This window comes from Alteromonas sp. OM2203 (assembly GCF_048517045.1).
Lineage (GTDB): Bacteria > Pseudomonadota > Gammaproteobacteria > Enterobacterales > Alteromonadaceae > Alteromonas > Alteromonas gracilis.
The window spans coordinates 2,613,091-2,638,369 of record NZ_CP183209.1 but is presented as its reverse complement, the minus strand read 5'-3'; the positions used below and the strand labels follow the sequence as shown (position 1 = coordinate 2,638,369).

Genomic DNA, 25,279 nt, shown 5'->3' with positions numbered 1-25,279 from the left:
AAAGGCTGTAAAAGCTATAAGTACGTTATACGTGGTTTTATTTATGAATAAAAATGACTTAATTTCATTTTTGTATGAAATATTCTCATTGATTTTTTTAACGCTGCTATTTAGATAACGGTGTGCCCGCCACTAGTGGTTGCGCAGAGCGTCGATTAGCTCGTCTTTGCTCATGTTTGAGCGACCTTCAATACCTACCTCTTTTGCTTTTTGGTAAAGCTCATCTTTAGTGCGGTCCTCGTACTTCTTGCCTTTTCCGCCATCCTTTGAAGGCGTTTGTTTGCTGTTTGCCTGTGCATTGGCAATACGCGCTGACTTTTCTTTGCTATACCCTTCATCGCGAAGCGCTTCGTAAGTATCGTCGTTTTTAATTTGAGCACCGTGATCCTTAGCCATTTTGAAACTCCTGTTTAATGGTGATAACAAAGTTTTGTACTTAAGTTGTCGTATTAAAGTTTAAAGAATTATGCGGAGGACACTCTGATAAATACAATTCGTTACATGCTGTATCCATTTGGATCTCAAACGATTGCTGCTTTATTTTTTGCTTCGTGAAATTTAAAAGATGTCGTAGCTTGTAGTGCTTGTCGAGTGTCGATAAAATTTACAAAAATTCAGAGAAAAATTATAACCTTATGAAAAATATAAAAGTAAAACATGGATTAGAATTTGCTTATGTCTCGCAGCAATTAAGCTATTAAAATTAAAAAAGGAATTAAAATGTATTTTAAAAATATATGTCTTTCATTAGTGCTCATAGGATTAGCATCGTCAGCATCGGCTGGTTTGATTATTGAAACCGATGCTCAAAACAGAACGATAATTAGCTGGACTGGAAGTTGTTCTGATTGTTTAGGCACAAAGGGTGACAATAGTTTTTCAGATCCAATAGATGTATCAGGTAACATTGTTGTAGATGGCTTCACTTATGGCCAAGACTTTCGTTTTAATTCGTCTAACCTCTATTCATTTCAATACGATGGCCCATCAAATCACGTAGACAATTTGATCATATATAACGCGGGGTATTCCTCTGACGATGCTTGGATAGATAGCTCTGATGCTCTATTTAGTATAATTGGTCGAACAGATTACTCCACGTCAATAACAGGTACGGTTCCACCAGAGGGCTATTATGCTGAATTTGGCGAAAACTTGACCGTATCAGGTAAAATTACAGGTAATTTAGAAAGTTATTTCTTATCAATATCTTTCGATACTTACGTTCCTGTAAATTCGTTGACAGGCGAATATATTAAAATGAGTACTTTAGTCAACACAGGTGAAGAAGCTCTTCTTACGTTGATTACGTTTGATCTAGAGTTTTTCGATGATGGAACTTGGTATATTAGGGCTAATGACGAGGCTTATGATATCGGCCGAAACGCACAACTTTCAATTGCCCAGGTTTCTGAGCCTGCAACATTTGGTATCTTTTTGTTGTCTCTAGTCGCTTTCTCGAGAGCTAGACGCGCTAAATAAACTCTCTCAAGCATCGTCTTGTTAAAGACAATTTGTTAAAGCGTGAGTCTTCACGCTCTAACTCCCCTCCAGTTTGTTTAAAAAATGTCATTCGTCGCAAACGCTCAAATGCTCAAAATACCACTGCACCGCAATGTAACAGCTTAACACCTTAAAACTTCTTGTATTGTCAACTTTAGTGCGTTTTATGCACGCAAAAAGTGCATTTGAGTCAATGGTTTACGTTTTTTATCCTATTGCACGTTCAAAATTAAGTCTTTAGTCTAAAGATATTGTAGATGGAAGGCAGAGCGAAATATGAATAAAAATGTACAACAAACCACGGTGAATTCTTCACGTCGCAATTGGTTGAAGTCAGTGGGTTTAGGCGCTGGTGCAGTGGCATTGACGACCAGTGTCGACAGTATTATGGGTGACCTTCGAGCAGCAGGTATGCCAACCGAACACTTTCCATCAGCCACCCCTAATGTGAACGACGGTCTTATTCGCTTGTCGTCAAACGAAAATGCCTTTGGCCCATCAAAGAAAGCTGTAAAAGCGATGCAAAGCGAGCTTTTAAATCTAGCACGTTACACTGATGCTACCGTTGAAGTATTAGCGCAAAAAATTGCAGAGCAAGAGGGCGTATCTGCCGACCAAATTGTTATTACAAACGGCTCATCACCTATTCTTTTTGGCTACGCTGACTGGATCACGAAAAATGGCAACAAACTAGTTACCTCTATGGCAACCTATGAAGGGGTACCGCGAGGCGCTGAGTTTATGGGGGCAGATGTCACTTATGTCTCCCTTACGGCAGATATGACATTTGACCTTGATGCGATTGAGGCAGCTGTAACCGACGATACGACCGCCGTTTATGTATGTAATCCCAACAACCCCACGGGGAGCATGGTCGATGCAGCCAAACTGACTGCTTTTGCAAAGCGCGTGTCAAAGAAAGCACAGGTGTTTATCGATGAGGCCTACATTGAAATGTCTGATGCTTATCCAGCTAATGTGCAGTCTAAGCTAGTAGCAGAAGGTCACAACGTGGTGATATGCCGCACCTTTTCTAAGATTCACGCGATGGCAGGCCAGCGTTTAGGCTATGCCATTATGCCTGCCGAACAAGCTAAAACTATGGGTGGCATGCTACGCATGGGTGGTGTGAACTATTTGGCATTAGTGGCGGGTATGGCAAGTATGGACGACCATGCTAACTTAAACACAATGCGTTCACGCATTAAAACCGAGCGTGAAAAACTAGTGAAAGTGGCAAAGGAGTTGAACCAGCCGTATGCACCAAATCCGCAAGGGAATTTCATCTATATGGATACGGGTATGCCGCACGATGTATTCGCGGAAAAAATGAAAGCTCAGGGTATAAAGGTGGTAGGGCGCACATGGCCAGGCTACGACTCGTGGTCACGGATCAGTGTCGGCACGCCTTCAGAAACAGATGCGTGCGTTAAAGCATTAAAAGCAGTACTTGCTTAGAAAAAACAATAATAATACCTAGCGCAGAAAGAACAGGCTGAACACTATTAGTGTTCAGCCTTTTTCATATTAGTTGTGCGAAAATGCAACCTACGTTTTGATAGAGTGGAACAAAGTTTGAATTTTACTTAAGTCTTTGCTTTAGCTCTTATTTTAGCTCTTATTTTTCGATAGCAAACGTTAAGCCTGCTTTCTCTTCTAAGCGGTTTATTAGCTTATCACCAAGAGCAGCCGCTGGTGTGAAAAAGCCGCCAGATAGGTTTACGTCTTTACACAAGCAAAGCGCCGACTCTGAAATCATCTTACTAGTAGAGCCATAACCTGGGTCTTTATCACCTTTTACCGATACGGCTAGCATATCGCCATTCGTTGCGGTACCCACAAACATGACATCGTAAAAACCGTTTTCACGCTCTTCTTTGCTAGGGCCTTCACCTGGCTTAGGACCATCGTCGCTTGCAAGCGATTTATCTTTAGCAACGTGGTTGGCCATGGCCTCACCTTTTTCGCCAGGACCTGTCATCATCATTTCATCGTACTGGAAGTTTTTTCCATAGGCATAGCCACCTAAATAGTTCGTGCGGTGAACGTTTTTCGTATTGATTGCCGCCATAATGAAGGGGGCAACCCATGTACCTAATTGCTCGTCGAAATAAGGTTTGTTGCCGTCGGGCTGAGGCTGGTTTGATGCGCCATCGGTTAACGAATGCGGGTTGATAAGCGCGGCCATTACCGATTTATCTTTGTGAGCAGCAGCCATGGTTGCTTTTAAGCTGGCAGCCGTTCCACCAGAGAAGGTTCCCTGCATCTTGCGAACGCGACCTTTGACGTATTCAATCACGTCGCCAGTTTGCTTTTTAGCATGCGCTTGTAAGTAGTGAACACCTAAGTCAAATGGTACTGAGTCGAAGCCGCAAGAAAATACAATGTTTGCGCCAGTTTCTTTGGCCTTCGCTTCATACTTATTGATCATTTGGTGCATCCACGCCGGCTCACCGCATAAATCTGTATACCCCGTACCATTATCAACACACGCAGAGAGTAACTTTTCACCGTAAATTTGATAAGGGCCCACTGTGGTGAGTACAACCGCAGTTCGCTTAGTCATAGCATCTAGCGCGTCGGCATCATCACCGTCGGCTACAATACTGGCAACGCTATCACTGATACCTAGCTCCTGTTTTACGTCGTTAAGCTTAGCTTCATTACGACCTGCAACTGCCCATTTAACGCTGCTGTCATTGCCATACTGTGCCTGAAAGTATTCAGCTACTAGTTTGCCCGTAAAACCTGTAGCACCGAAGATAACTACATCAAATTCCCGTTCGTTACTCATTGTTTTGTCCTGTTTTATTTCGTTTTGACACGTGTCATCAATATACGATATCCAATATACGCACAAGCGCGGATATCTATCATTTTTTTCGGTAATATTTGTCTATTCACGAAATTAAACGGCAGGCGATAAACCGTTAGTTTAATGACTTAACAAACTTAGCCAGACGTGTTAATCCTTCGTTTAAGCGGTCCATATCCGTAGCGAAAGACAGCCTTACATAGTGGTCGGCATTGTGCTCGCCAAAATCATTGCCGGGCGTAAGTGCAACATGATGTTGTGAGAGCAGGGCGTCACAAAACTCAATAGCACTTAGCCCTGTGTGTTTAATATTGATGAAAGCGTAAAAAGCACCGTCTGGCTGGGCATCTAAACTAATGCCGATTTTTTCAAGTGCATTAAAAACGAAAGAGGCCCGCTTTGTCAGGTTTACACGATTTTGTTCGCATTGCGCCAATGCCTCAGAAGTAAAACAAGCAAGGGCGGCTTTTTGTGAAAGGGTGGAGGGGCAAATGAACAAGTTCTGCGCGAGCTTTTCAACGATGGGTGTCATCGCTTCAGGCACAACACACCAGCCGAGGCGCCAGCCGGTCATGCCAAAATATTTAGAGAAGCTATTGATAACCACTACAGTGTCTTCCAGTTTAGCGTTAGCAAGTACGGTTCGAAGCTTGGCGTTCTTGTTGCTGGTTGATTGGGTAGTATCGTCATTAATAGAAAGTGAGAGATCCAAGTAAATCTCATCAACAATTAAAAAACCACCGTTGGCATTGCAGTATTCGCCAATTTTAATCAACTCGTCTATATCAATCGCCGTACCTGTCGGATTGGCAGGGGAGGCTATAAGCACGCCTTTCGTGTTTTGCTTCCAATTATCGGTAACACTTTCAGCGGTTAATTGAAAGTTATCCTCGCTGCGTGTTGGCACCAGCGTTACTTCTGCGCCAAATGCGTTCAAAAAGCGTCGGTTACAGGGGTAAGACGGGTCGCCCAATATCACATTATCGCCGGGTTCAACCAAGGCCGCGCTTGCCAAAAGTAACGCACCAGACGCGCCGGCGGTTACGACCACCCGTGAAGGACTTATCTTTACGCCGTGTTTAAATTCGTAAAAGCGGGCTATGGCTTCTCGGAGTTCAGGCATACCTAGCGCAGACGTATAAGGAAAATCTGGGGTATTCAAGCTTTCTTTCATTGCTGCAAGTACAGGCTCGGGAGCGCCAAAATCTGGCTCACCAAGATTAAGACGAATAACATCTTTACCTTGCTTTTCCAGAGCAGAGGCCTTTTCGCCATAGGCCATGGCAAGAAACGGAGAGATAGCGGTAGCGCGAGAGGCAAACTTCAAAACAAAACCCTTATTAGTTGTGCCAGTTCAAACAGTTCTGCAATTAGGGATCACTCTTGAGTAGGATTCAAGAAAATTCTTTGAATAGTATGTTTAACTTATTGGCTTACATCGTTGCTAAGTAGTTAAACGTATAAATTTCTCAGCTAACTCATCTAACGTTTCTTTCTTGTTAGGGTCTGGTTTAACTACATCTATAGGGCACACTGCCACGCAGGTAGGGGCATCGTAATGCCCCACGCATTCGGTACAACGATTAGCATCTATTTCGTACACGTTATTTCCCATGCTAATTGCTGAATTAGGGCACTCAGGTTCGCACATATCGCAATTAATGCAGCTATCTAGAATAAGCAGTGCCATGAATTATACCTCGCTTACGCTCTGTTTTTTTACGGCACTATCCGTTTTGCGAAACGGGTTACGAGTGTCAACGCCTTCATCCAGATTACGTAGCAGCAGAGCAAAATCTAGGTCTACATCGCAAGGTAGAGGTATTCTAACCTGGTGCCCTGAACCTTTGGCATCGCTAATATAAAGGCTTTTCTTATCCAGCATTTCATTAAGCGCAAAGGTAATGTTTCCGCTTGGTGTCATCAGTTCTAACGAGTCCCCTACACAGAATTTGTTTTTAACATCTATAATCGCAAAACCCGTTTCGTCGCAGCGGCCTAGCACTTCACCAACAAATTGCTGTTTATCGCTGACAGAATGCCCGTATTCGTAGTTCTGATACGTTTGGTGTGAGTGACGACGCAGGAAACCTTCCGTATAACCTCGATGAGCCAAGGTTTCCAAGCTTCCCATTAACGAGTTGTCGAAGGGTTTACCTGCTACTGCGTCGTCAATGGCTTTGCGATAAACTTGCGCTGTTCGAGCGCAGTAGTAGTGTGATTTTGTGCGGCCTTCTATTTTTAAGCTATGCACGCCCATTTTGGTTAGGCGGTCGACATGCTGAACGGCACGCAAGTCTTTCGAATTCATAATATAAGTGCCATGTTCGTCCTCAAAGGCAGGCATCAATTCGCCGGGCTTTTCTTTTTCTTCTAACATAAACACATGAGTACTTGGCGCGCCTTCGCCAAGGGTGGGAATGACCGTTTGAGGTGCCGAAACGGCTTTATTAATTTCGGTGGCTTGAACGATATCACCGGTTTCGTTTTCGCTTCCCGCCTTAACATCATAAGACCAACGACAAGCATTGGTACAAGTGCCTTGGTTGGGATCTCGTTTATTCATGTAGCCAGACAATAAACAGCGCCCGGAATACGCCATGCAAAGCGCGCCATGAACAAACACTTCTAATTCCATGTCTGGCACTTGCTCGCGGACTGTTTCAATTTCTTCAAGCGATAGTTCTCGCGATAAAACAACGCGCTCAATGCCTTGTTTTTGCCAAAACTTCACCGTGGCGTAGTTCACAGCATTGGCCTGAACACTTAAATGAATTGGCATGCGAGGGAATGCATCGCGCACCATCATAATTAGTCCGGGATCTGACATAATTAGCGCGTCAGGTTTCATAGCAATTACCGGCGCAATATCATTAAGGTAGGTGCCAAGCTTGCTATTGTGGGGGGCAATATTGCTCACCACGTAGAATTTCTTGCCTAGGGCATGCGCTTCTTCTATACCTATCGCTAAGTTTTCGAGGCTAAATTCGTTATTTCTCACGCGTAGCGAGTAGCGGGGTTGACCAGCATAAACAGCGTCTGCTCCATAGGCAAAAGCGTAGCGCATATTGCGCAAGCTACCTGCTGGGGCTAGCAATTCTGGTGCGTTAAACGTTTGGTCGGAAAGTTTTAACGCTGAATCTTCGTATTGAATTGAAGAACTGTTACGAGAAGAAGTGTTTGAAGTCATATATAAAAACCGCTACTAGACGCCTTTAACAAGGCGGCGGATTCTATAAGTACGCCGTGAGGCCCTCAAGGCAAATCAGGCAAGGGGTTGATGGAGATCAAATTATTTCTGCATATTAGACTGAGCAGCAAGACAAATGCACTAAGAAAAATGTTATGAGAACTTATAGCAAAACTAATCTATCACCTCAATTGACGTACTTAAACGACGAATCACCATGGGCAAAAGCCGCCACATAGGGTAGGCTAGAAATTCACAATAATAAGGACTAACTGCATGCTGCACTTGAACATTTTTCATAAAGCGGCGCGACAAATAAAAGCCTCCGGCAAATCGGCCATTGCCATTACGGTATTGTTTGTTGTGTCTACGTCTTCAGCTTGGGCAGCGCTGCCAAGCATTGGTGAATTCACTAGCGATATGACCAAAAAAGACGGTCTAATCCCTGTTTACTATGACGATGAAAGTGACAAAGTTTATTTGGCGGTGCCAACAGGTAACGCCGAATATTTGTTTCAAAGCAGCTTGCCCTACGGTGTAGGCTCGAACGACATTGGCCTCGATCGCGGACAGCTTGGCGAAACCCGCTTAGTAAGTTTCGAAAAGTTTGGTAACAAGGTTTTGTTGAAGCAGCACAACACGAAATACCGTGCGGCCCACGGCAGCGATGCCGAAAAGCAAAGTATTGATGAAGCTTTTGCGGATTCGGTCATTGCCGGTTTCACGCTGGTAGCAAAAAGCGACAACGCCAGTCTTATCGATTACACGCCTTTTTTACTCAGTGATATTCACGGTATCGGTAACCGCATGGCGCGCACCAATCAAGGTAGCTTTAGCGTAGATAAAATGCGAAGCGGGGTGTACTTACCAAAAACCAAAGCCTTTGAAAAAAATACCGAGTTAGAAGCATTAGTCACTTTTGCTGGTAAAAAGCCTGGTGAATACGTTCAGCAAGTTACCCCCGACCCAGAAAGCGTGTCGGTGCACTTACATCATTCCTTTGTGGCACTGCCTGACGACAACTATACGCCTAGGGAGTACCACCCATATTCAGGCTACTGGAAATTTAGCTATTTCGATTATTCAACACCTATTAGTGAACCTACCGAGCAGCGTTTTATTACACGCCATCGCTTAACCAAGAAAACGCCCCATGCAGCAATGAGCGAAGCAGTGGAGCCAATTGTGTATTACCTAGACCCAGGTATCCCAGAGCCGGTAATGACCGCGCTTAAAGAAGGCGCAAGCTGGTGGAACCAAGCCTATGAAGCTGCAGGTTACAAAGATGCGTTTCAGGTAAAAGTACTGCCTGAAGGTGCCGACCCTATGGACGTGCGCTACAACGTTATTAACTGGGTACATCGCGCAACGCGCGGCTGGTCTTATGGGTCGTCGGTAGTTGACCCACGTACAGGGGAAATTATCAAAGGTCACGTTACTTTAGGCTCTCTGCGTGTAAGACAAGATTATTTAATTGCCCTTGGCCTAACTAGCCCTTTTAAAGACGGCAACACCGACACCACTTTGCAGCAAGAAATGGCGCTGGATCGCATTAGGCAGCTTTCTGCTCACGAAGTAGGGCACACACTAGGCATAGCGCACAACTTTGCGGCAAGTGAAAATAACCGTGCGTCGGTAATGGATTATCCTCACCCTAAAATAAGCATTAAAAACGGCAAGATTAGCCTTGAAGGCGCCTATGACAAAGGCATAGGCGCATGGGATATTCACGCCGTAGCGTATGGCTATCAAGACTTTGCTAGCGATGTAGAAGAATCCGAAGCCTTGGCAAAAATTATCGTTAAAGGTCGTAATGAAGGGTTAAGCTTTAAATCAGACCCAGATACCCGCAGCAGCCGTCATGCGTCAGCAAATGGTCATATGTGGGAAAATGGTAGTAACCCGCTAGATGCCTTCGATGAAATTTCACAAGTGCGCCAACTGGCGTTAGCCAATTTAGGTTTAGATACGTTAAGCCCGAACAGCAGCTTGTCGTCACTCGAAAATGCTTTAGTGCCCATTTACTTGTTACATCGCTATCAACTAGAAGCCGTAGCAAAGCAAGTAGGCGGCTTAGTGTATGAATATGAACGCAAAGGCGATTACACCCAAACGCAAGGGCAGCAGTTTGTAGCACCCGCGGTTCAGCAGAGAGCTATGCAGCAGTTAATCACTGCTACTACGGCCGACTACCTTACTATACCTGAATCGGTTCTCGCGCTTATTCCACCTACAGCCTACGGTGACGACATTACCCGCGAGCACTTTAAGGGTAAAATGGGGTTAATGTTAGACCCAGTTTCTGCGGCCGCTTCGGCGTCGAACTTTGCGTTTGAGTTGTTATTACACCCAGAGCGCTTGAATCGCCTAGAGTGGCAAGTAAAAAGCAGTAAAGATAGACGCAAAAAAGTGGGCGTTTCAATGCTGGTGAAGCAAATACTTAGCGTACACTGGTATAAAAATAAGTCGCAAAGTCCACTAGCAAAGCGCTTACAGTTAGTTGCATTAAATGCCGTGATGAAAGCGGTCACTAACGACAAGCTGGCGCCAGAAGTAAGAATGGAAGCTGAACTTGCTTTACTTGAATTTAGCGAGTGGCTAGATGATGAAGCTGACGACAATCAGTATGAGATACTAAAAGAGCAGTTCGATACCTACTGGTCCAGTAAAACGTGGCCAAGTAGCTTCGAAGTAGAGCCACTACCGCCAGGTTCGCCGATTTAAGGAAGCTGATAATTAATGTTAGGGACAACGCAATTAGAGCAAAACTATAGCCCGAGTAACAAGCAAGTGCCGCAAAGAACCTTTGCGGCCTTATTCACTCATTTACTCGCTGTGTTACTTCTAACAATAGTTCCATTAGTAGAAAGTCTGCATGGTAGTGTGCTGTGGGGCTTTAACTACCATTCCCCCAAGTTCATGTCACAGGTCGGCGACGCGTTAGCCTTAATTAAACTTATAGCGCTTTGCGCAGGTGTGTATCTGCTTTTTAAGCAATACGGTGCATTTAGGCATCTTGTTAAAAGTAAATGGTTATCTATTCTTTTGAGCAGTGTTTTAGCAATAGTGGCGCTCATTCAGATAGCGATAGGTCTAATAGGTGTATTGATTGATGCAACACTAGGAACTAACCGAGACTACTTTCATAAAGAATTTGCAATAGAAAATAACACTATTTACGTGTTTACCGCAGATCCAGGCGCGATGGGAACGGCCTACCATTATTTTTATTTAGAATGCCCACTTCCTTTAAACCGCTATGAACTAAAGTTTATTGAAAAAACAAATTGGGTATGGGAGCTAGAGCTTAAAGCTTCTGATAATGGTTTTGACGTATTTAATCAGCGTGGTGAGTTTAAATACCGCGTTAGTTTGGGTGAAGAAGGGTGTGGTTAGTTACCTTGTAGCTCTGCTCTGAGTGAATGAAATCTTGTGTGGTTATTGTTAAGTGATACTATAGTGGTACATTTGAAAGCTGGAACCTGCATCGTGAAAGTAGAATTAGTTACTACATTGAAGAGACAAGCCACAAAAATTTTGCAAGACCTGCACACTTCAAAAGAGCCTGTTTTGATTACTGAACATGGTCAGCCATCGGCTTACTTAGTTGATGTTGATGATTATGAGATGATGCAAAAGCGCATGTCGATTCTGGAAGGTATTGCAAAAGGTGAGCAGGCAATAAGAAATGATGACGTTTTAACTAACCTGCAGGCCAAAGCGAAAATGGATAAATGGCTGAAATAGTATGGACGGAACCTGCTCTAATTGACTTGGACAATATTGCTGAATACATAGCGGTATCTAATTTAGTTGCGGCAAAGAAACTAGTTAAAGAAGTCTTCGCCAAAGTAGATATGCTTGAGGAATATCCTAAGTCAGAAAAGTCAGTCTCTGAATTACCATCCCTCAATTACCGCGAGCTTTATGTAAAGCCCTGTCAAATTTTTCATAAATTTGAAGACAATAAAGCCTTTATTTTGCACGTAATGCGGCACGAACAAGATCTTAGGCGCTTTTTATTAGATTAGCGTCGTTACTATTTAATTACGTTTGAGTGGTTTAGCTATCTTAAACTAAACGGGCTAAAAACCAATGGCAGCTAAGTTTGTTTGACCCATTTTTTCTGAGCCGTCTGCATTCGAGCAGGTTTCTGAAAATTCGCATTCTTTCGCACAGTACTTTTTTCGATTTTTAGTTTATATACCAGTATTAAGGTTTTATAAAGTATCTATTGCGACATGTTAATGATCGTTTGCCTATTGACGGTAATGTTGACCTTCTCAGCATATAGAAGAGTTAAATCTCAAAACTTCACGTATAACAAAATAATTTAGGTAGGTCTCTATTTATTGAAATACCACTTATCTATCTCATCAGCAATATTCGTAGCATTAATTGATGTATTACTGCACATTACTAAATTCATAAATTGATTGTCAGGGTAGCGACGATACATGATATTTGCCCCTAACCATCCCCCAGAGTGAGATACCAAAAGACCATTTTCACTCTTAGAAATGCCCTGGCCATTTGCGTAAAATATGTCAGCCCCACTATCTGGATTAACGGGAAGAGAACTATTTGGTAACATGAACTCTTCCATAAAAGTTACCGGATTCTTACCTAGTTTAGGTGTATAAAACTGCGCATCCCACTTTTGCATATCATTAATGGTTGTATGTAGCCCCCCATCTCCTACAACGAATAAGTTTGTCATATCGTTTACATAGTTACCGTCCACATCCTTGGAATATCCGTAAGCTCTATTTTTAATCAACTCTACCGCATCGTCTGCAAAAAACGTGTTATCCATACCAAGGGGTTTGAATACATATTTATCGGTATATTCCCGAAGTGTTAATCCGCTTACTTCCTCAACGAGAATGGCTAACATAATGTAACCCATATTGCTGTAACGCCACTCAGTGTCAGGTTCGACTACTAAGGGAAGCTTTTTAACTACTTCATGGAATTCTTATACGCTTAAATAATCTTCATTGCCGATTCGCATTGGATGACCGGAAATTGCTTTCAAATTAAGAGCTCCTTCCTTTGCTTTAAAATCTTCAGGGTAGCCATATGTCGAAATTAAATCATAATCGCCCATCCCTCCCGTATGCCCAATAATACTATTGATTGAAACCTTGGTACCGTAATCAGGTAGATTTTCAACGTAGTCAGAGATGCCGTTCTCTAATTTTATTGCGCCTTGATCGGCCAATAAACGAACCGCCATTGCTACGAATTGTTTAGAAACTGATGCCATGCGATGCACATTATCATTAGACATAGCAACATTTAGTTCAACGTTTGCCAAACCGTAACCGTCTTTAATTAATGCATTTCCATTTTCAAAAACACCTATCGAACAGCCCGCCTCATTCGCGGGTATCAGCGATTTAAGTTTTTCATCTAACGAGCCAATCTGGTGTGACTCCGCATAAGAAGACGCATTCAGAACTAGAAAAGGAAGCACAAAAACTAAGAGAGTAAATCTTTTCATACAAATGCTTTCCCTAGATCTAACTGATGAAAGTGAGTTTAACTTTTAATGTACTTTAGCTTAGTTTATGACTCTAAAAGATCAAACTCCTACTTTTTTACGGCATTATTCAGATTCAAGTACGCTTGAATATTAAAAATATAAAAACTATGCACCAACCCGCTGTGTTGGCTGTATTTAATGTTTGTTGTACGAGTGTCTAAATGGATTACACTTTTTAAACTTTGTGCCCATGACACACTTCGCGCCTGATAAGGCATATCTAAATCTTTCAGATGTTCTGACAATCGAGGACTATTTTTGCCCTGTCGTGAGACAGTCAATTCTGCACGTACATGAGCATTTGGGGGGAACACGCAATGGCCGGTCACCTGAACCCTTTAAGGCTCAGCCTGGAAGGGGGCACAATGCAGCGAGGCTGCCGAGGAAATCAAAACATGAGGCGTCATGTATTTTAAGTTTATGAAAAATAGCGCATTATTTTACCTCTATCCTAAAGCTTCTGCGTTGCCATATTGCACTAAACAGATTGCCGACTCGAATATCGGCGGATAAGAGAAAAACTGTTGTTAAAAATAGAGAGGGTGTGGATGGGTATCAATTGATACTCATGCAGAAATCCAGCGTACATACTTTCTAGTTAATAAACGCATGAGGCCATAATGAAGACGGTGATGAAGAAGATGACAGCACAACATCGCGTCGCTCGGCGGTGCCTCCCGACTGGGGCTGTGACAGCAGCGTATGAACGCAAGGTGGATGCGGGGGAGGTGCAAAGAGACAACGCGCAAGTCGCTCTGGCAGCAAAACTCGATGCCCTGCACGAGTCTCTTGCTTCGCTCCCACCAGTACCCATGCGCACCGACCATCAAATAGAGGGCATTTGTAAAAGCAGCGGCCCTCAATTACTGGGGCGTTCCCTGGCATCCGCCCAGTCCTTTCTTCGAAAGAAGCTCCATTTGTGGTCTTTTGGTCCACCACCGCGAGGAATGTATATTCATGGGCCTGTCGGGGTTGGCAAGAGCTTTCTAATGGATCTTTTTTACGCCTTGGTTAATGTTCCTGATGATGCTTCTTGCTGTAAAAATAACAGCCACAAACACGCAAAAATTACCAAACGCCGCGTCCACTTTCATGAATTTATGCTAGACGTCCATCATCGAATATTTGTCTACAAACAGGAACACCCACGTGGCGATGCGATCCCCATTGTTGCGCAACAATTGGCACAAGAAGCCCAACTTCTCTGTTTCGATGAATTTCAAGTGACAGACGTTGCCGATGCCATGATTTTGAAACGACTTTTTTTACTCTTATCGTATTGGAATGTCGTGGTGGTGGCCACCTCAAATCGCTCCCCCGATGCCTTGTATGAGGGAGGCATTAACCGCTCTCTCTTTTTGCCATTCATAGATATGTTAAAACACACGTTCGACATCATTTCCATGGAGGATTCCAAGAAAGATTATCGACTCGAGAGTAGTGCGGATGGCCAATCCTATTTTTGGTCAAATAAGGATATTCATGGCGATAATAGTATTAACAACAACATACAGGCGCAGTTGGACGAAATATTTGGTGGCACTGCATCCATAACTGAGGCCGAGAGCATTTCCGTCCTCTTTGGTCGCAGCGTCCGGGTCGCCAGATTCAATGACCGGTGCGCTTGGTTTGACTTTTCCGAGTTGTGCTACCAACCGCTCGGGGCGGCCGATTATATTTCCCTCTGCCGGCGATTTCCGGTCATCATCATTGAACGCGTCCCCCAACTAGACGCCAATCACCTCAACGAAGCACGACGATTTGTGACTCTTGTCGACGCGTGTTATGAATCTCGTACCCGCTTGGTGCTGGCGGCACAAGTCCCGCTCGACGAATTGTTTGTTGATTTTGAAGCGCAAGTCGAAAGCAGTGACGGCGATGGCGAATTGATTGTTAATGACAAGGGAGGAAACTCGAGTTCCTTTGCGACTACTATGATCCGCACCAAAGAAGGGAAATATTATGAGTGGTCGGCGACGGGACGAGTTGGCGTGTCACTGGCACAATTTTCGTCTGCCAATGATCTCGCCTTTTCCTTTCGACGAGCCGCGTCTCGGTTGGTAGAAATGGGGGGAAAGGGATGGGGACGGCAATAACCTATAACGACAAGGTGCCCCACCAACTAAAAAAACCTCTTATCAGTTACAGAGCCAAGAGTTGCGCTTGCAGCTCTGTTTTTGTCCATAGGTTTACAAGCTTTGCGAAAGTATTTTTAATGCCCCATCTCGTTTTTCACTTTGTTTTCTAATTTATTTAAGAAGTCAAAAACTCGAGCGCTGGCTTCTTCCATTTTGTTTAGGTGCGTGATTAACGTTGTTCCATCCCCGTTTTCATGTGCATTTAGAGCCGCAATGCCTGACTGGTGGACTAATGCATGGGGCCCCTCTAAATGTGAATACTCCGTGTAATGACTGTAATGTTTTTTACCATCTCCTTCATAATACCACTTACCCAATCGACACTGGTGATGGTCTGCAAAATCATCTTTTGTCTTTTTACTTTCTCCCCGGATAGTTCGATACACTTCAACCTTCCAAACCAGATGATCTAATTTAACGGTCTGGATAAAAGTACTGACGCTAGAAAGAGAAATAACATTAGCCATGTCTTCAGCAATATGGGCAACGTTATCAAGGGATGCGCTTATTTGCGATGCAGAACTGGCTACTTGCAAGGTTTGTCGTGTACTTTCCTTGATTTGATGATAAGTACTGTCTGTCCTTTCAGAAGCTTTTACCGTCAAATCTGAAATTTTAGACGACGCTTCAGACGAACGACTAGCAAGCGTTCTAACTTCATCCGCGACTACAGCAAAACCTCGCCCTTGCTCCCCAGCTCTAGCTGCCTCAATGGCTGCGTTTAACGCTAAAAGGTTTGTTTGTTCTGAGATACTCTGTATTTGCCCTATAAACGACTCAATATCTTTACTGGATTGTGCAAGCGACTCAATTGAACCATTGATAGCGTCTGAATTTCCCGTCATTGCATTAAGCACTTCAACACAGTTTGAAAGGGCTGTACTAGTGCCACTAATATCTTCAAGCACATTGTCTAAACGAATTTTTTCTGCGTGCAGTTGAGTCGCAGAATGAGCCACGTCATGCCTCACCAAATCTAATGAATCAAGCGAGTGAAAAAAGTTTTTTACAATGGTTCGTTCGACATTAACTTTTCTGGCGAGTTCTTCAGCTTCTTCATAAGACAGGTGTAAACGAGACTCCATTTGCAAGAGCTGCCCTTGCAGCCTTTCGTTTTCCTTTTTGAGATTCTCCATCTCAGTGTTTGAATTCGTCGCTACAGGCTTTTTATTAAACCACATTAGTTTGCGTCCTTGGCTTCGTTTAGGATTCTGTGCATTTTTGTTTAGCTTAGACTAATTAATTTAAAACAGTCAAAAATGAATAAAGTGTTTGTAGCTAAAGAGAAATATCCTTTATTGTATGAAAGTATTCAACGCGAGCTAAATATCGCTTCGCCTACCGCGCCTGCAAATATGTTTGCAAAAAATTCATTTTGGAATGCTTTCAACAGTTCGGCACTGTTTATTTACTTACTAACACCACCAACTAAGATGATCAGTCTTGTTCTGATGCGACAGTCTGTCAGGTTTCTAATCGAAGGCTGGTGTTTTTGTATTTTGGCGTTCGTCGCCTCTAAAATTGCTTCTTCGAAACGCGTGTGTAATCTCAACGCGTACTATCAGGTTTTTGTTACCTTTCTAGTTATACGCGTTGAGTAAACGTTTTTACTGGCACATAAAAACCTACAACTCCCTATAGTTAGTAAACACTTTATATAACTGTGTTCCACTTAATACCGAAGCAGAAGGGAAGTGCAGGATGGGAATTAAATCGCAAGGGGCTTCTAGCGTCCTGCTGCCGTTGTCGGTATCTAGGTCGTCGATATTTAAAATTTGCGCCAGCGGTTCGCCTTTTTTCACGGTTTGGCCGGGTTTTGCCATGTATTCCACCATGCCGCCCCAGTTGGTGTATAGGGTCTTGTAGTCTTTTAAATACACACCTAAACGCTGCATTGCTTTCGGTTTAATATCGCATTCGTGCAGTACGCCTTTGGCGTTCAAGTAGCTAAGAATACTGGTGGCGTCTATATTACCTTCGTTAAAATCGATCACTTCTTGGCTACCCATTTCAAGCGTAAAGGCTTCAACGTTAAAGCTAATCTCACGCGCTAAATTCGTTTTTATGCTTTCTTGCAAGGTCCACCACGGGCAAAATGTCGCTTCGTCTAATGCCCCAGCAAATACGTTTGGAATAAAAATACAGTGAGGAATGTTAAATAGCTTGGCGCTGTCTTTGGCGTATTCGGGAATATAAACGTGGCGGGTAGACACCGGGCCGTTGTGGAGATCTAACACGAAATCGGCGTTCACCGCCATTTGCTGTAGCTTTAGGTTCAACTGCTGCGCTAGTCCTAGGCCCCATGGTTCAGCCAGTTTGTTGTCGATAGCGTTAGACAGGTGAGCACGAAAACGTTGTTTTATGCCTTCAATTGACTCTTCGCGGGTGACGGTCTTGGCGAAGTGCTCAACCGCGCCCTTGTCAAAGAAATAGCCGCGATTCCAGTTTGTGCCGTTGACAGGGTCGAACCGGCCTAACGTATACTCACCGGCTTTAATATTAGTTCCAATGGGATTACAGTTGGGTACTAGGATAATTTCGCCGCAAATATCCATATCTTTTAAGCGCTGAATGAGATGGTAAATAACCACGTTCCCTTGCACTTCAGCACCGTGAATAGAGCTTTGAATGTACACGGTGGGGCCGGGGCGCGCGCCCTTCATACGATAAATTGGCACGTTCATGTTGCGTCCAGACGCGTTTTGCGCCACTACCATGTGTTTTTTCACTACTTGGGTTGTCATTTAAATCAACCTATTTTCTGTCTTGTTCTTTGTTTTAGTCTGTTGCTTAAAACTACTGCTTTGAGCATTAACACTATAAAAGCACGTAAACTTAGCAAGCACATAGCTCGCAATCTAAGCCTTTAGGTAACTTCCAGCTTCGCCACTCGTGCGACAGTGCATCAAACGTCATTAACGTGTTTTTAGGGATGTTATCGAAATCCATCAATACTTGCATAGCTAGCATTGCTTGATAAGTACCAACAATGTTCACTACAGGCGAGAATATACCTGCTTCGACGCAGCTTAAATCGGGTGATTCAAATAGCGTTCTCAGACAAGCATAGCAGCGGCTCTCACCGGGTATAGCTACGAAAAGCTGGCCTTCAAAGCGAATGGCTGCACCAGATACTAGCGGAGTATTTAGTTTAAAACACAATAGGTTTATTAAATCTCGTGAGGCTGTATTGTCGGTGCAATCAAGCACAACGTCAGCACGCTCTATGGCCTGTTTTAACGCTGGTGACAGCTGGCTAATGCCGGGCGCCGAAAACTGTTGTGCGATAATGGTAACGTCGCAGTCACTGTTTATGGCAGTAAGCCGCGCTTTTGCTGCCTCTACTTTACTTGTGCCAACATCTTGTTCGCTAAACAAGGTTTGCCTTGGCAGGTTAGTGGCCTCGACTGTGTCGTGGTCGATAAGTGTAAGAGAGCCAACGCCACTGGCGCAGAGACTAGTGGCGGCCGCGGTGCCAAGCCCACCAATACCAATGATACAAATATTGGCGTTTAGCAGCGCTTCTTGACCGTCTAGGTCCACTTTGGGAAGCACAATGTGGCGGTTATAACGCATAGCCTGCTGATTAGTTAGGCTTTTAGACATAGTTTATGCCAACTTAGTTGTTGAATTCATGGCATGCACCCTTATAAAGTGATTACCAAATAGTATTTTGGCTGGTACTTTATCAAAAACCGCCAAAATGTCGCATATCAAATTAGGATTTCATATGTCAGTTGTCAGCCAACCCCTTAATATAGCCGTACTCACTATTTCAGATACGCGCACCCTCGAAAACGACAAGTCAGGAGACTATTTGAAAGAGGCGCTTACCTCGGTTGGCCATAACCTTTACGATCGCGATTTGGTGAAAGACGATATTTATCAGCAGCGCGCCGTGGTGTCGAAATGGATTGCCGACAAAAACATTCACGCGGTATTAATTACCGGTGGTACAGGTTTTACCCACCGCGACTCAACGCCAGAGGCCATTAGCGTGTTGTTCGACAAAGAGGTCGACGGCTTTGGTGAGCTATTCCGTCAAATTAGCTATGAGGAGATTGGTACATCAACCATTCAGTCTCGCGCAGTAGCGGGCTTTGCCAATAATACGGTTATTTTCTGCCTGCCAGGCTCTACAGGCGCGTGTCGTACTGCATGGGAAAAGATTATTTCTAGCCAACTTGATGCTGACTTCAGACCGTGTAATTTTGTAAAGCATCTGGTGGAAGCATGAGTACATTTAGCCATTTAAACGCTGGCGGCGAAGCCAATATGGTCGACGTCAGTGACAAAGACGTTACTAAGCGAGAGGCCACAGCAGAAGGCTTTTTATACGTAAGCGAAGACGTTATTCGCCAAATCTCTGAAGCAAAAATTGCCAAAGGTGATGTATTTGCGGTTGCCCGTGTAGCGGGTATTCAAGGGGCGAAACGCTGCGCCGATCTTATTCCTCTTTGTCACCCACTGGCGCTGTCGAAGGTGGATATAAACTTTGAAATCCAAAGTGAACAAAACCGAATTAAAGCCACCTGCTATTGCAAGCTAAGCGGTAAAACCGGTGTTGAAATGGAAGCGCTCACGGGCGTAAATGTGGCGCTGTTAACCTTATTTGATATGTGTAAAGCCATCGACCCTGGCATGCATATGGAAGGAGTACGGGTGCTGGAGAAAAAAGGCGGCAAGACAGGCCATTGGCAGTCTGCTAACTAGTGGGCAAGAAGAAAGGTGCACTTTAAAAATAACGTACATACGTGTTCGCGTGCCCAATAGAAAAGCTGTTTTAGGATTAACGTCTTTCAGAAAATTAAGACAAACCAGTCAACACACGCGAACAAGGCGTCGTTAAGAACTTATAAAAAAGGCAGAACATGCGTATAACGCTTAAAACATTTGCACAAACCCGAGAGATTACGGGCGAAGACAATATTACGCTTAATTTAAGCGACAACAGCACCATTGAAACCGTGTTATCGCAGCTTAAAACTCGTAGCGACAAATGGGCGTTAGCATTAGAGGGCAGTGTGCTGACAGCTCGAAACCAAGAACTTTGTAATACTGAAACTGTACTTAGCGACGGTGACGAACTTGCGCTCTTTCCTCCTGTGACCGGGGGATAGCTATGTTCGCGCTAGTTCAAGTTGAAGACTTCGACCAAGGTGAGTTGTACGGAAGGCTAAAGCAGTCGGCAGACGAAAAGGCGTGCGGCAACACCGGCGCTATCGTTACTTTTACTGGGCTGGTGCGAGATTTTAATAGCGCTGGCGATATAGACGGTATTGAGCTAGAGCACTATCCGGGCATGACTGAAAAAGCGTTAATGCTGTTGGTTGAACAAGCTATTGATCGTTTTTCACTTAACAGTGCTGGCGCGCTGCACAGAGTAGGGCGTATATACAATAATGAGCAAATTGTATGGGTAGGCGCTGCTGCCCCCCATCGCCAAGCGGCGTTTGATGCTGCGAGCTATTTAATGGATATGCTTAAACAGTCTGTGCCCCTATGGAAGAAAGAGTTCAAGGGCGATAGTTCTGAGTGGGTTGCGGCAAAAGCGTCTGACGATAAAGCTGCACTCAAGTGGATGCATAAAGAGTAATGGCTTTTTCTTTCGCAACGGTACATGCAAGCTTTTTCAAGTCTGTTATGTTCCTTATGACGAGCCTTAGTTTGTTTACAGGAGCCATGGCTTTTACGAGCTTTGCAGCGCAAGCGGACAGTGTTGAGGCAGCGTATGTGCCTGAAAATGAAAACAGCGGTACTAATGCCGTTGAGCTGAGCCATCCTGACGCGTTTGAGCGGGATGAAAAGATAAACGTGGCTGTAGCTGCAAACTTTGCAAAACCGCTTAGAAACATCGCAAAGCAGTTCACCCTGCTCACAGGCATAGATGTAGCGGTAACCGTGTCTTCTAGCGGTACCTTGTATGCGCAAATTCAACATGGTGCGACGTTCGATGTGTTTTTATCGGCAGATCGCGCTAGGCCACAAGCCTTGGCGGAGAATAACCTAGTACATAAAAGCAATGTGGTGGATTATGCGAAAGGCAAGTTGGCGTTTGTTTATTCTGGCGACTTGTCTGATGCACCAAGCTGCGAGCATGTTATTGGAGAGGCAATAGAACAACGAAATGTTCAGCGTACTGACTGTTTGTCTAAGCAGCTTATTCAGTTAATCGGAAATCCACAAAACAAATTGGCTATCGCCAACCCAAAGCTAGCGCCCTATGGCATTGCTGCACAGCAAACGTTGCAGAACTTATCTCTATGGCAATCATTTTTGCCACACAGAGTAATGGGCAAAAACGTCCTACAAACCCTTCAGTTTTATACCACGGGTAGTGTTAAAGGAGCCTTTGTCGCGTATTCGCTTGTTCTCGACGTACCTTCTAGTTTTGCGAGTGCCGTTGATATAAATAATGTCGCCCCCACGACGGTCATTAGTCCTGTGCCAGAAATCTTGTACCAACCCATCATTCAGTCGTTAGTCGTTAACAGCAAAACAGCGGCAGCTCTTACGCCAAATCTGTTTGATGTGATGGCGACGAGTGAACCACAGGCTTTAGAAGAGCGTGGTAACGAACACAAACAAAAAGCTCTAAAGCAGTTCAATTTAAGTGACGCTAATGGCGTGCCATCTGCTAGCCTGTTTGTGCAATATTTGATGTCGCAAGGGGTTCAGCACAGCTTAATTGAATGGGGTTATGAGCCAGTGAATACACTTGGTGTTGGTCAATAGATATGTTTGGTGATTTCTTTGGAGCGTCGACCCTTGAAGCCATATTAGTTACTCTAAAACTGGCTTTTATCACCAGCGGTTTGCTGTTGTTCATTGCATTGCCGCTAGCGTGGTTTTTAGCGAATTGGCAGAGCAAAGCCAAGCCTTTGGTTATGTCGATACTCGCGTTGCCGTTGGTGCTACCCCCAACAGTACTTGGGTTTTATCTGCTTGTTGCGTTTTCGCCACAAAGTGCGTTAGGACAGGGATGGCAAAGCCTCACTGGCAGCAACCTAGCATTTAGCTTCGAAGGTTTGGTGCTGGGCTCGGTAATCTACTCGCTTCCATTTGCTTTACAACCTTTGTACAGCGGCTTCTCTCAATTAGATAATCGTTATTTAGATGTGGCAAAAACGCTGGGGTTTTCGGCTACCGAGGCTTTCATGAAAATAGTGCTGCCTTTAAGCAAAGCGCCCATTGTCGTGGCGTTAGGCTTAAGCTTTGCCCATACCATTGGAGAGTTTGGCGTGGTGCTGATGATAGGCGGTAACATTCCTGGGGAAACCCAAGTACTATCTATAGCGCTCTATGAACAGGTAGAGGCGTTGGAATACGATAGCGCTCATAACCTCTCTATTGCGCTTTTGGTATTTTCATTCCTAATGCTCGCGGCACTGTATCGCTTTAATGGCATTACTCGTAGTGAAGAAGGGCGCTAACATGAGAATATCAGCGCATTTACCAAATCGCATTGATGCACAAATCTCACTGCAACCAGAAAGCCGTTTTATCGGCGTTACCGGTCCATCAGGTGCGGGAAAAAGCAGCTTATTTCGGGCGCTGGCTGGTGTGGAAAAAAGCGCAAAGGTCGAAACATCATGGGCGTCTCAAAAAGTCGGCATCGTCTTTCAGCAGCCTATGTTGTTTCCTCATACCAATGTTCGGGGCAATTTAGCCTTAGCGCAGCGTCACGCAAGCCCTACTGCAATGCCTATCGATGCGTGTTTGCGCGCTTGCTATTGTGAACATTTAATCGATAAGCCGATTCATGCACTATCTGGTGGTGAAGCGCAGAGAGTCGCGATTGCGCGAGCGCTGGTCAATGGGCCAGATGTGCTATTACTCGATGAATCGTTGAGCGCCATTGATGTCTTTACCCGTCGTAAGATTTGTCAGTTTTTGAAAAATTTGTGTGTGTCGGGCCAGCTTACCTGCTTTGTGATTTCTCACGACCTAGACGATCTTGCCCTGTTCAGCGATGAGTTGATTTACATTGATCGCGGCCGCGCTGAGCTCTGTGGCCAAACGCGCAATGTGCTGGCTCGAGTGTTCGAACGAGAGAGCTTTACAACACCCTCTAGCGTGCTTGAAGGAGAGACGGTAGCCACGCCACACAAAAGCGACGGTAATAACCAGAACAAAAACGCCAGTAGCAATCACGATACCAACAGCGACAGGCAAGAAGGTCAATACGGCTCTGCAATTTTGCGCCAATACAAAAGTCAAGCTGACAACGGAATAGTGCTGATATTAGTAGCGGGGCACGAGATTTATGTAAGTGAGGAATCTGTATCGTATTTCCCCCAACATGGCAGTGAACAGCTATCTGCCCGTTTCGCGGTTAAGGCCTGTGATGTCAGTATCGACACCAACATTGCTGATTTTGGTAGTGCCAGTACAATTAGCATTTTAAATGCGCTGCCCTGCGTTATATCGAGCATTAACCCTGTATCTACAACGCTAATCACTACAGAAAGCGAACCCCAAACTGTCCAAACCCAGCAAGGCAAAACTCACAGCGCCAAGGTGCTGCTAAAGCTTAACATTATAAACACCAACCAAACGCTTTATGCCAGTATTAGCCACCTTTCTTTAACGCGCCTTCACCTTCAAACGGGAATGCAGGTAATAGCCAGGTTTAAATTGCCTTAGAGTAGTTGACGAGTTTTTCATCCACGTTGAGATAGGCATCGAATCGAGCGCAAATAGCACGTATATAAATTCGAGCTGATTCGGGAACTCTAATGTACTCAGGCGTAATTTCAACAAGACCATCTTCATGTAGCCCTGCTAAGTTTTCCAACGACTGTGAAAAATACTCATCAAAGATGATGTGATGCTCGTCTGAAATCTGCTGTTTGTCTACGAACAAGTTGCACATCAAGCTTGATATCACGTCTCGGCGAATAAGGTCGTCTTGCGTTAGTGAAAGCCCAACTTTGGCTGAAGGCAAATGGTTGTCCAATCGCTGATAGTACTCTTTTAAATCTTTCGCATTTTGTGCAAAGGCATTACCAATTGTACTGATAGCCGATACGCCGACCCCAATTAAGTCAGTATCGCCTCGCAATGTATAGCCTTGAAAATTTCGGTGAAGCTCGCCTTTATTTTTGGCAATGGCTAACGCGTCATTGCTTAAGGCAAAATGATCAAGGCCAATCATCTCATATCCCACGCCAGTAAAGCTATTTACCGCAAGGGTATAAAGCGCCGCTTTTTCTTCGCTGGTAGGCAGTGTTTCTTCTGCAAACTTTCGCTGCGCCGCGAATCGTTCAGGTAAATGAGCGTAACTAAAAAGTGAGATACGATCGGGCATCATGGCTTTCGTTGCAGCTATAGTCGATTTAAACGTTTCTAGGGTTTGGTTCGGCAGTCCGTAAATGAGATCTAAGTTTACTGAATCGAAGCCTAGCGTGCGTGCTTCAAACACCAAATTAGCAATATGTGACGTGCTTTGTACTCTATTTATTATTTTCTGCACATTGTAGTCGGTGTCTTGAAGGCCAAAGCTTATGCGGGTGTAACCTAAGCGTCTAAGGCACTTTAAATAGGCACTGTCCACGTTTCTAGGGTCTAGCTCAATAGACAGCTCCGCACCTAGTTCAAACGTAAAATGCTTCTTTAAAAGATAAATCAAAAATGTGTGCTGTATTTCGCTCAGAAAACTGGGTGAACCACCCCCTAAGTGAAGCGAAACCACGCGCTTGCCCTCTGCTAAATAACGCTTAGACAAAATTTCTTTCTCTAGGTAGTCTAAGTAGTCGTCGGCTTTTTCACTGTGGCGAGTGACTAATTTGTTGCACCCGCAGTAATAACAAAGCGTTTTGCAAAAAGGGATATGTACGTACAAACTTACGGCTGGCGCTTTGGAAACAGCCAGTGCTTGTGGGTATATATCTTCTTCTAGCGGTTCGAATTTAAGAGCCGTAGGGTACGATGTATAGCGCGGGGCGTGCTGGGCATACTTTTTTACAGTAGATGCGTTGTGGCTTTGCTTTACAGCATTGGTGTTCATTTTTTATATACCCTATTGAGGTGGCTTTGCGCTTATTAAGCGAAACACGTTGAGCATATCGTATTGGGTAAGGGAA

Annotated in this window: 23 protein-coding genes and 1 pseudogene; 14 read left to right on the top strand and 10 right to left on the bottom strand. The window is 44.3% G+C overall.

Features of this window, described 5'->3' with window-relative positions:
- Window positions 1-132: 132 nt before the first annotated feature.
- On the bottom strand, window positions 133-396 hold the full coding sequence (locus ACM0P2_RS11810; protein WP_159117674.1) for a DUF7218 family protein: 264 nt from the start codon (window positions 394-396) through the stop codon (window positions 133-135).
- A 354-nt stretch (window positions 397-750) separates the two neighbouring features.
- Between ACM0P2_RS11810 and ACM0P2_RS11805 the strand changes: the two genes are divergently transcribed.
- Together ACM0P2_RS11805 and ACM0P2_RS11800 are read left to right on the top strand one after the other, a co-directional pair.
- Complete coding sequence (locus ACM0P2_RS11805; protein WP_159117675.1) at window positions 751-1,482, top strand: hypothetical protein; 732 nt, start codon at window positions 751-753, stop codon at window positions 1,480-1,482.
- Window positions 1,483-1,779: 297 nt separating this feature from the next.
- The gene (locus ACM0P2_RS11800; protein WP_419226623.1) at window positions 1,780-2,961 is read left to right on the top strand and encodes a pyridoxal phosphate-dependent aminotransferase; all 1,182 of its coding nucleotides are present in this window, start codon (window positions 1,780-1,782) and stop codon (window positions 2,959-2,961) included.
- A gap of 160 nt (window positions 2,962-3,121) precedes the next feature.
- Here ACM0P2_RS11800 and ACM0P2_RS11795 read toward each other — a convergent pair whose 3' ends face one another.
- The 4 genes from ACM0P2_RS11795 to yegQ form a co-directional block, all read right to left on the bottom strand.
- Window positions 3,122-4,297: a saccharopine dehydrogenase family protein gene (locus ACM0P2_RS11795; protein ID WP_419226622.1), complete on the bottom strand. Its 1,176-nt coding sequence runs from the start codon at window positions 4,295-4,297 to the stop codon at window positions 3,122-3,124.
- 136 nt (window positions 4,298-4,433) lie between these two features.
- The gene (locus ACM0P2_RS11790) at window positions 4,434-5,645 is read right to left on the bottom strand and encodes an aminotransferase class I/II-fold pyridoxal phosphate-dependent enzyme (RefSeq protein WP_419226621.1); all 1,212 of its coding nucleotides are present in this window, start codon (window positions 5,643-5,645) and stop codon (window positions 4,434-4,436) included.
- 117 nt (window positions 5,646-5,762) lie between these two features.
- The gene (locus tag ACM0P2_RS11785) at window positions 5,763-6,008 is read right to left on the bottom strand and encodes a YfhL family 4Fe-4S dicluster ferredoxin (protein ID WP_120959039.1); all 246 of its coding nucleotides are present in this window, start codon (window positions 6,006-6,008) and stop codon (window positions 5,763-5,765) included.
- Between the two features lie 3 nt (window positions 6,009-6,011).
- Window positions 6,012-7,385, bottom strand: a complete 1,374-nt coding sequence (gene yegQ / locus ACM0P2_RS11780) for a tRNA 5-hydroxyuridine modification protein YegQ (RefSeq protein WP_419227702.1) — start codon at window positions 7,383-7,385, stop codon at window positions 6,012-6,014.
- A 399-nt stretch (window positions 7,386-7,784) separates the two neighbouring features.
- Here yegQ and ACM0P2_RS11775 point away from each other — a divergent pair, with 399 nt between their 5' ends.
- The 4 genes from ACM0P2_RS11775 (at window position 7,785) to ACM0P2_RS11760 (ending at window position 11,539) form a co-directional block, all read left to right on the top strand.
- Complete coding sequence (locus ACM0P2_RS11775; protein ID WP_419226620.1) at window positions 7,785-10,232, top strand: zinc-dependent metalloprotease; 2,448 nt, start codon at window positions 7,785-7,787, stop codon at window positions 10,230-10,232.
- A 15-nt stretch (window positions 10,233-10,247) separates the two neighbouring features.
- Window positions 10,248-10,904: a hypothetical protein gene (locus ACM0P2_RS11770; RefSeq protein WP_419226619.1), complete on the top strand. Its 657-nt coding sequence runs from the start codon at window positions 10,248-10,250 to the stop codon at window positions 10,902-10,904.
- Between the two features lie 93 nt (window positions 10,905-10,997).
- Entirely contained in the window at window positions 10,998-11,255 is a 258-nt protein-coding gene (locus ACM0P2_RS11765) for a type II toxin-antitoxin system Phd/YefM family antitoxin (protein ID WP_159117682.1), read from the top strand.
- Window positions 11,243-11,539, top strand: coding sequence for a type II toxin-antitoxin system RelE/ParE family toxin (locus tag ACM0P2_RS11760; protein ID WP_159117683.1), 297 nt, complete (start codon window positions 11,243-11,245; stop codon window positions 11,537-11,539). The genes ACM0P2_RS11765 and ACM0P2_RS11760 overlap by 13 nt, the downstream gene beginning before the upstream one ends.
- A gap of 314 nt (window positions 11,540-11,853) precedes the next feature.
- Here the strand turns inward: ACM0P2_RS11760 and ACM0P2_RS11755 are convergent.
- Window positions 11,854-13,014, bottom strand: a pseudogene (locus ACM0P2_RS11755) (serine hydrolase domain-containing protein).
- Between the two features lie 662 nt (window positions 13,015-13,676).
- On the opposite strand from ACM0P2_RS11755, the gene zapE reads away from it, so the two are divergent.
- Window positions 13,677-15,152, top strand: a complete 1,476-nt coding sequence (gene zapE / locus ACM0P2_RS11750) for a cell division protein ZapE (protein ID WP_159117684.1) — start codon at window positions 13,677-13,679, stop codon at window positions 15,150-15,152.
- A gap of 116 nt (window positions 15,153-15,268) precedes the next feature.
- Here zapE and ACM0P2_RS11745 read toward each other — a convergent pair whose 3' ends face one another.
- The 3 genes from ACM0P2_RS11745 to ACM0P2_RS11735 form a co-directional block, all read right to left on the bottom strand.
- A complete protein-coding gene (locus ACM0P2_RS11745) occupies window positions 15,269-16,375 on the bottom strand; it encodes a methyl-accepting chemotaxis protein (protein WP_159117685.1) in 1,107 nt (368 codons plus the stop codon).
- 444 nt (window positions 16,376-16,819) lie between these two features.
- On the bottom strand, window positions 16,820-17,938 hold the full coding sequence (locus ACM0P2_RS11740) for a succinylglutamate desuccinylase/aspartoacylase domain-containing protein (protein ID WP_159117686.1): 1,119 nt from the start codon (window positions 17,936-17,938) through the stop codon (window positions 16,820-16,822).
- A gap of 91 nt (window positions 17,939-18,029) precedes the next feature.
- Window positions 18,030-18,800 (bottom strand): HesA/MoeB/ThiF family protein, encoded by a 771-nt coding sequence (locus ACM0P2_RS11735; protein ID WP_159117687.1) that lies wholly within the window; start codon window positions 18,798-18,800, stop codon window positions 18,030-18,032.
- 124 nt (window positions 18,801-18,924) lie between these two features.
- Between ACM0P2_RS11735 and moaB the strand changes: the two genes are divergently transcribed.
- From moaB to ACM0P2_RS11700, 7 genes are all read left to right on the top strand, one after another.
- Complete coding sequence (gene moaB, locus ACM0P2_RS11730; protein ID WP_014949775.1) at window positions 18,925-19,431, top strand: molybdenum cofactor biosynthesis protein B; 507 nt, start codon at window positions 18,925-18,927, stop codon at window positions 19,429-19,431.
- Window positions 19,428-19,907, top strand: a complete 480-nt coding sequence (moaC, locus tag ACM0P2_RS11725) for a cyclic pyranopterin monophosphate synthase MoaC (protein ID WP_159117688.1) — start codon at window positions 19,428-19,430, stop codon at window positions 19,905-19,907. The genes moaB and moaC overlap by 4 nt, the downstream gene beginning before the upstream one ends.
- 158 nt (window positions 19,908-20,065) lie before the next feature.
- Window positions 20,066-20,314: a MoaD/ThiS family protein gene (locus ACM0P2_RS11720; protein WP_159117689.1), complete on the top strand. Its 249-nt coding sequence runs from the start codon at window positions 20,066-20,068 to the stop codon at window positions 20,312-20,314.
- A 2-nt stretch (window positions 20,315-20,316) separates the two neighbouring features.
- Entirely contained in the window at window positions 20,317-20,790 is a 474-nt protein-coding gene (locus tag ACM0P2_RS11715; protein ID WP_159117690.1) for a molybdenum cofactor biosynthesis protein MoaE, read from the top strand.
- Entirely contained in the window at window positions 20,790-21,929 is a 1,140-nt protein-coding gene (modA, locus tag ACM0P2_RS11710; protein ID WP_159117691.1) for a molybdate ABC transporter substrate-binding protein, read from the top strand. Before ACM0P2_RS11715 ends, modA begins: the two co-directional genes overlap by 1 nt.
- 2 nt (window positions 21,930-21,931) lie before the next feature.
- A complete protein-coding gene (gene modB / locus ACM0P2_RS11705; RefSeq protein WP_159117692.1) occupies window positions 21,932-22,627 on the top strand; it encodes a molybdate ABC transporter permease subunit in 696 nt (231 codons plus the stop codon).
- A gap of 1 nt (window position 22,628) precedes the next feature.
- Window positions 22,629-23,840 (top strand): ATP-binding cassette domain-containing protein, encoded by a 1,212-nt coding sequence (locus tag ACM0P2_RS11700; protein WP_159117693.1) that lies wholly within the window; start codon window positions 22,629-22,631, stop codon window positions 23,838-23,840.
- Here the strand turns inward: ACM0P2_RS11700 and hemN are convergent.
- On the bottom strand, window positions 23,827-25,203 hold the full coding sequence (gene hemN, locus ACM0P2_RS11695; RefSeq protein WP_159117694.1) for an oxygen-independent coproporphyrinogen III oxidase: 1,377 nt from the start codon (window positions 25,201-25,203) through the stop codon (window positions 23,827-23,829). The two genes, ACM0P2_RS11700 and hemN, sit on opposite strands and share 14 nt — an antisense overlap.
- Window positions 25,204-25,279 lie beyond the last annotated feature (76 nt).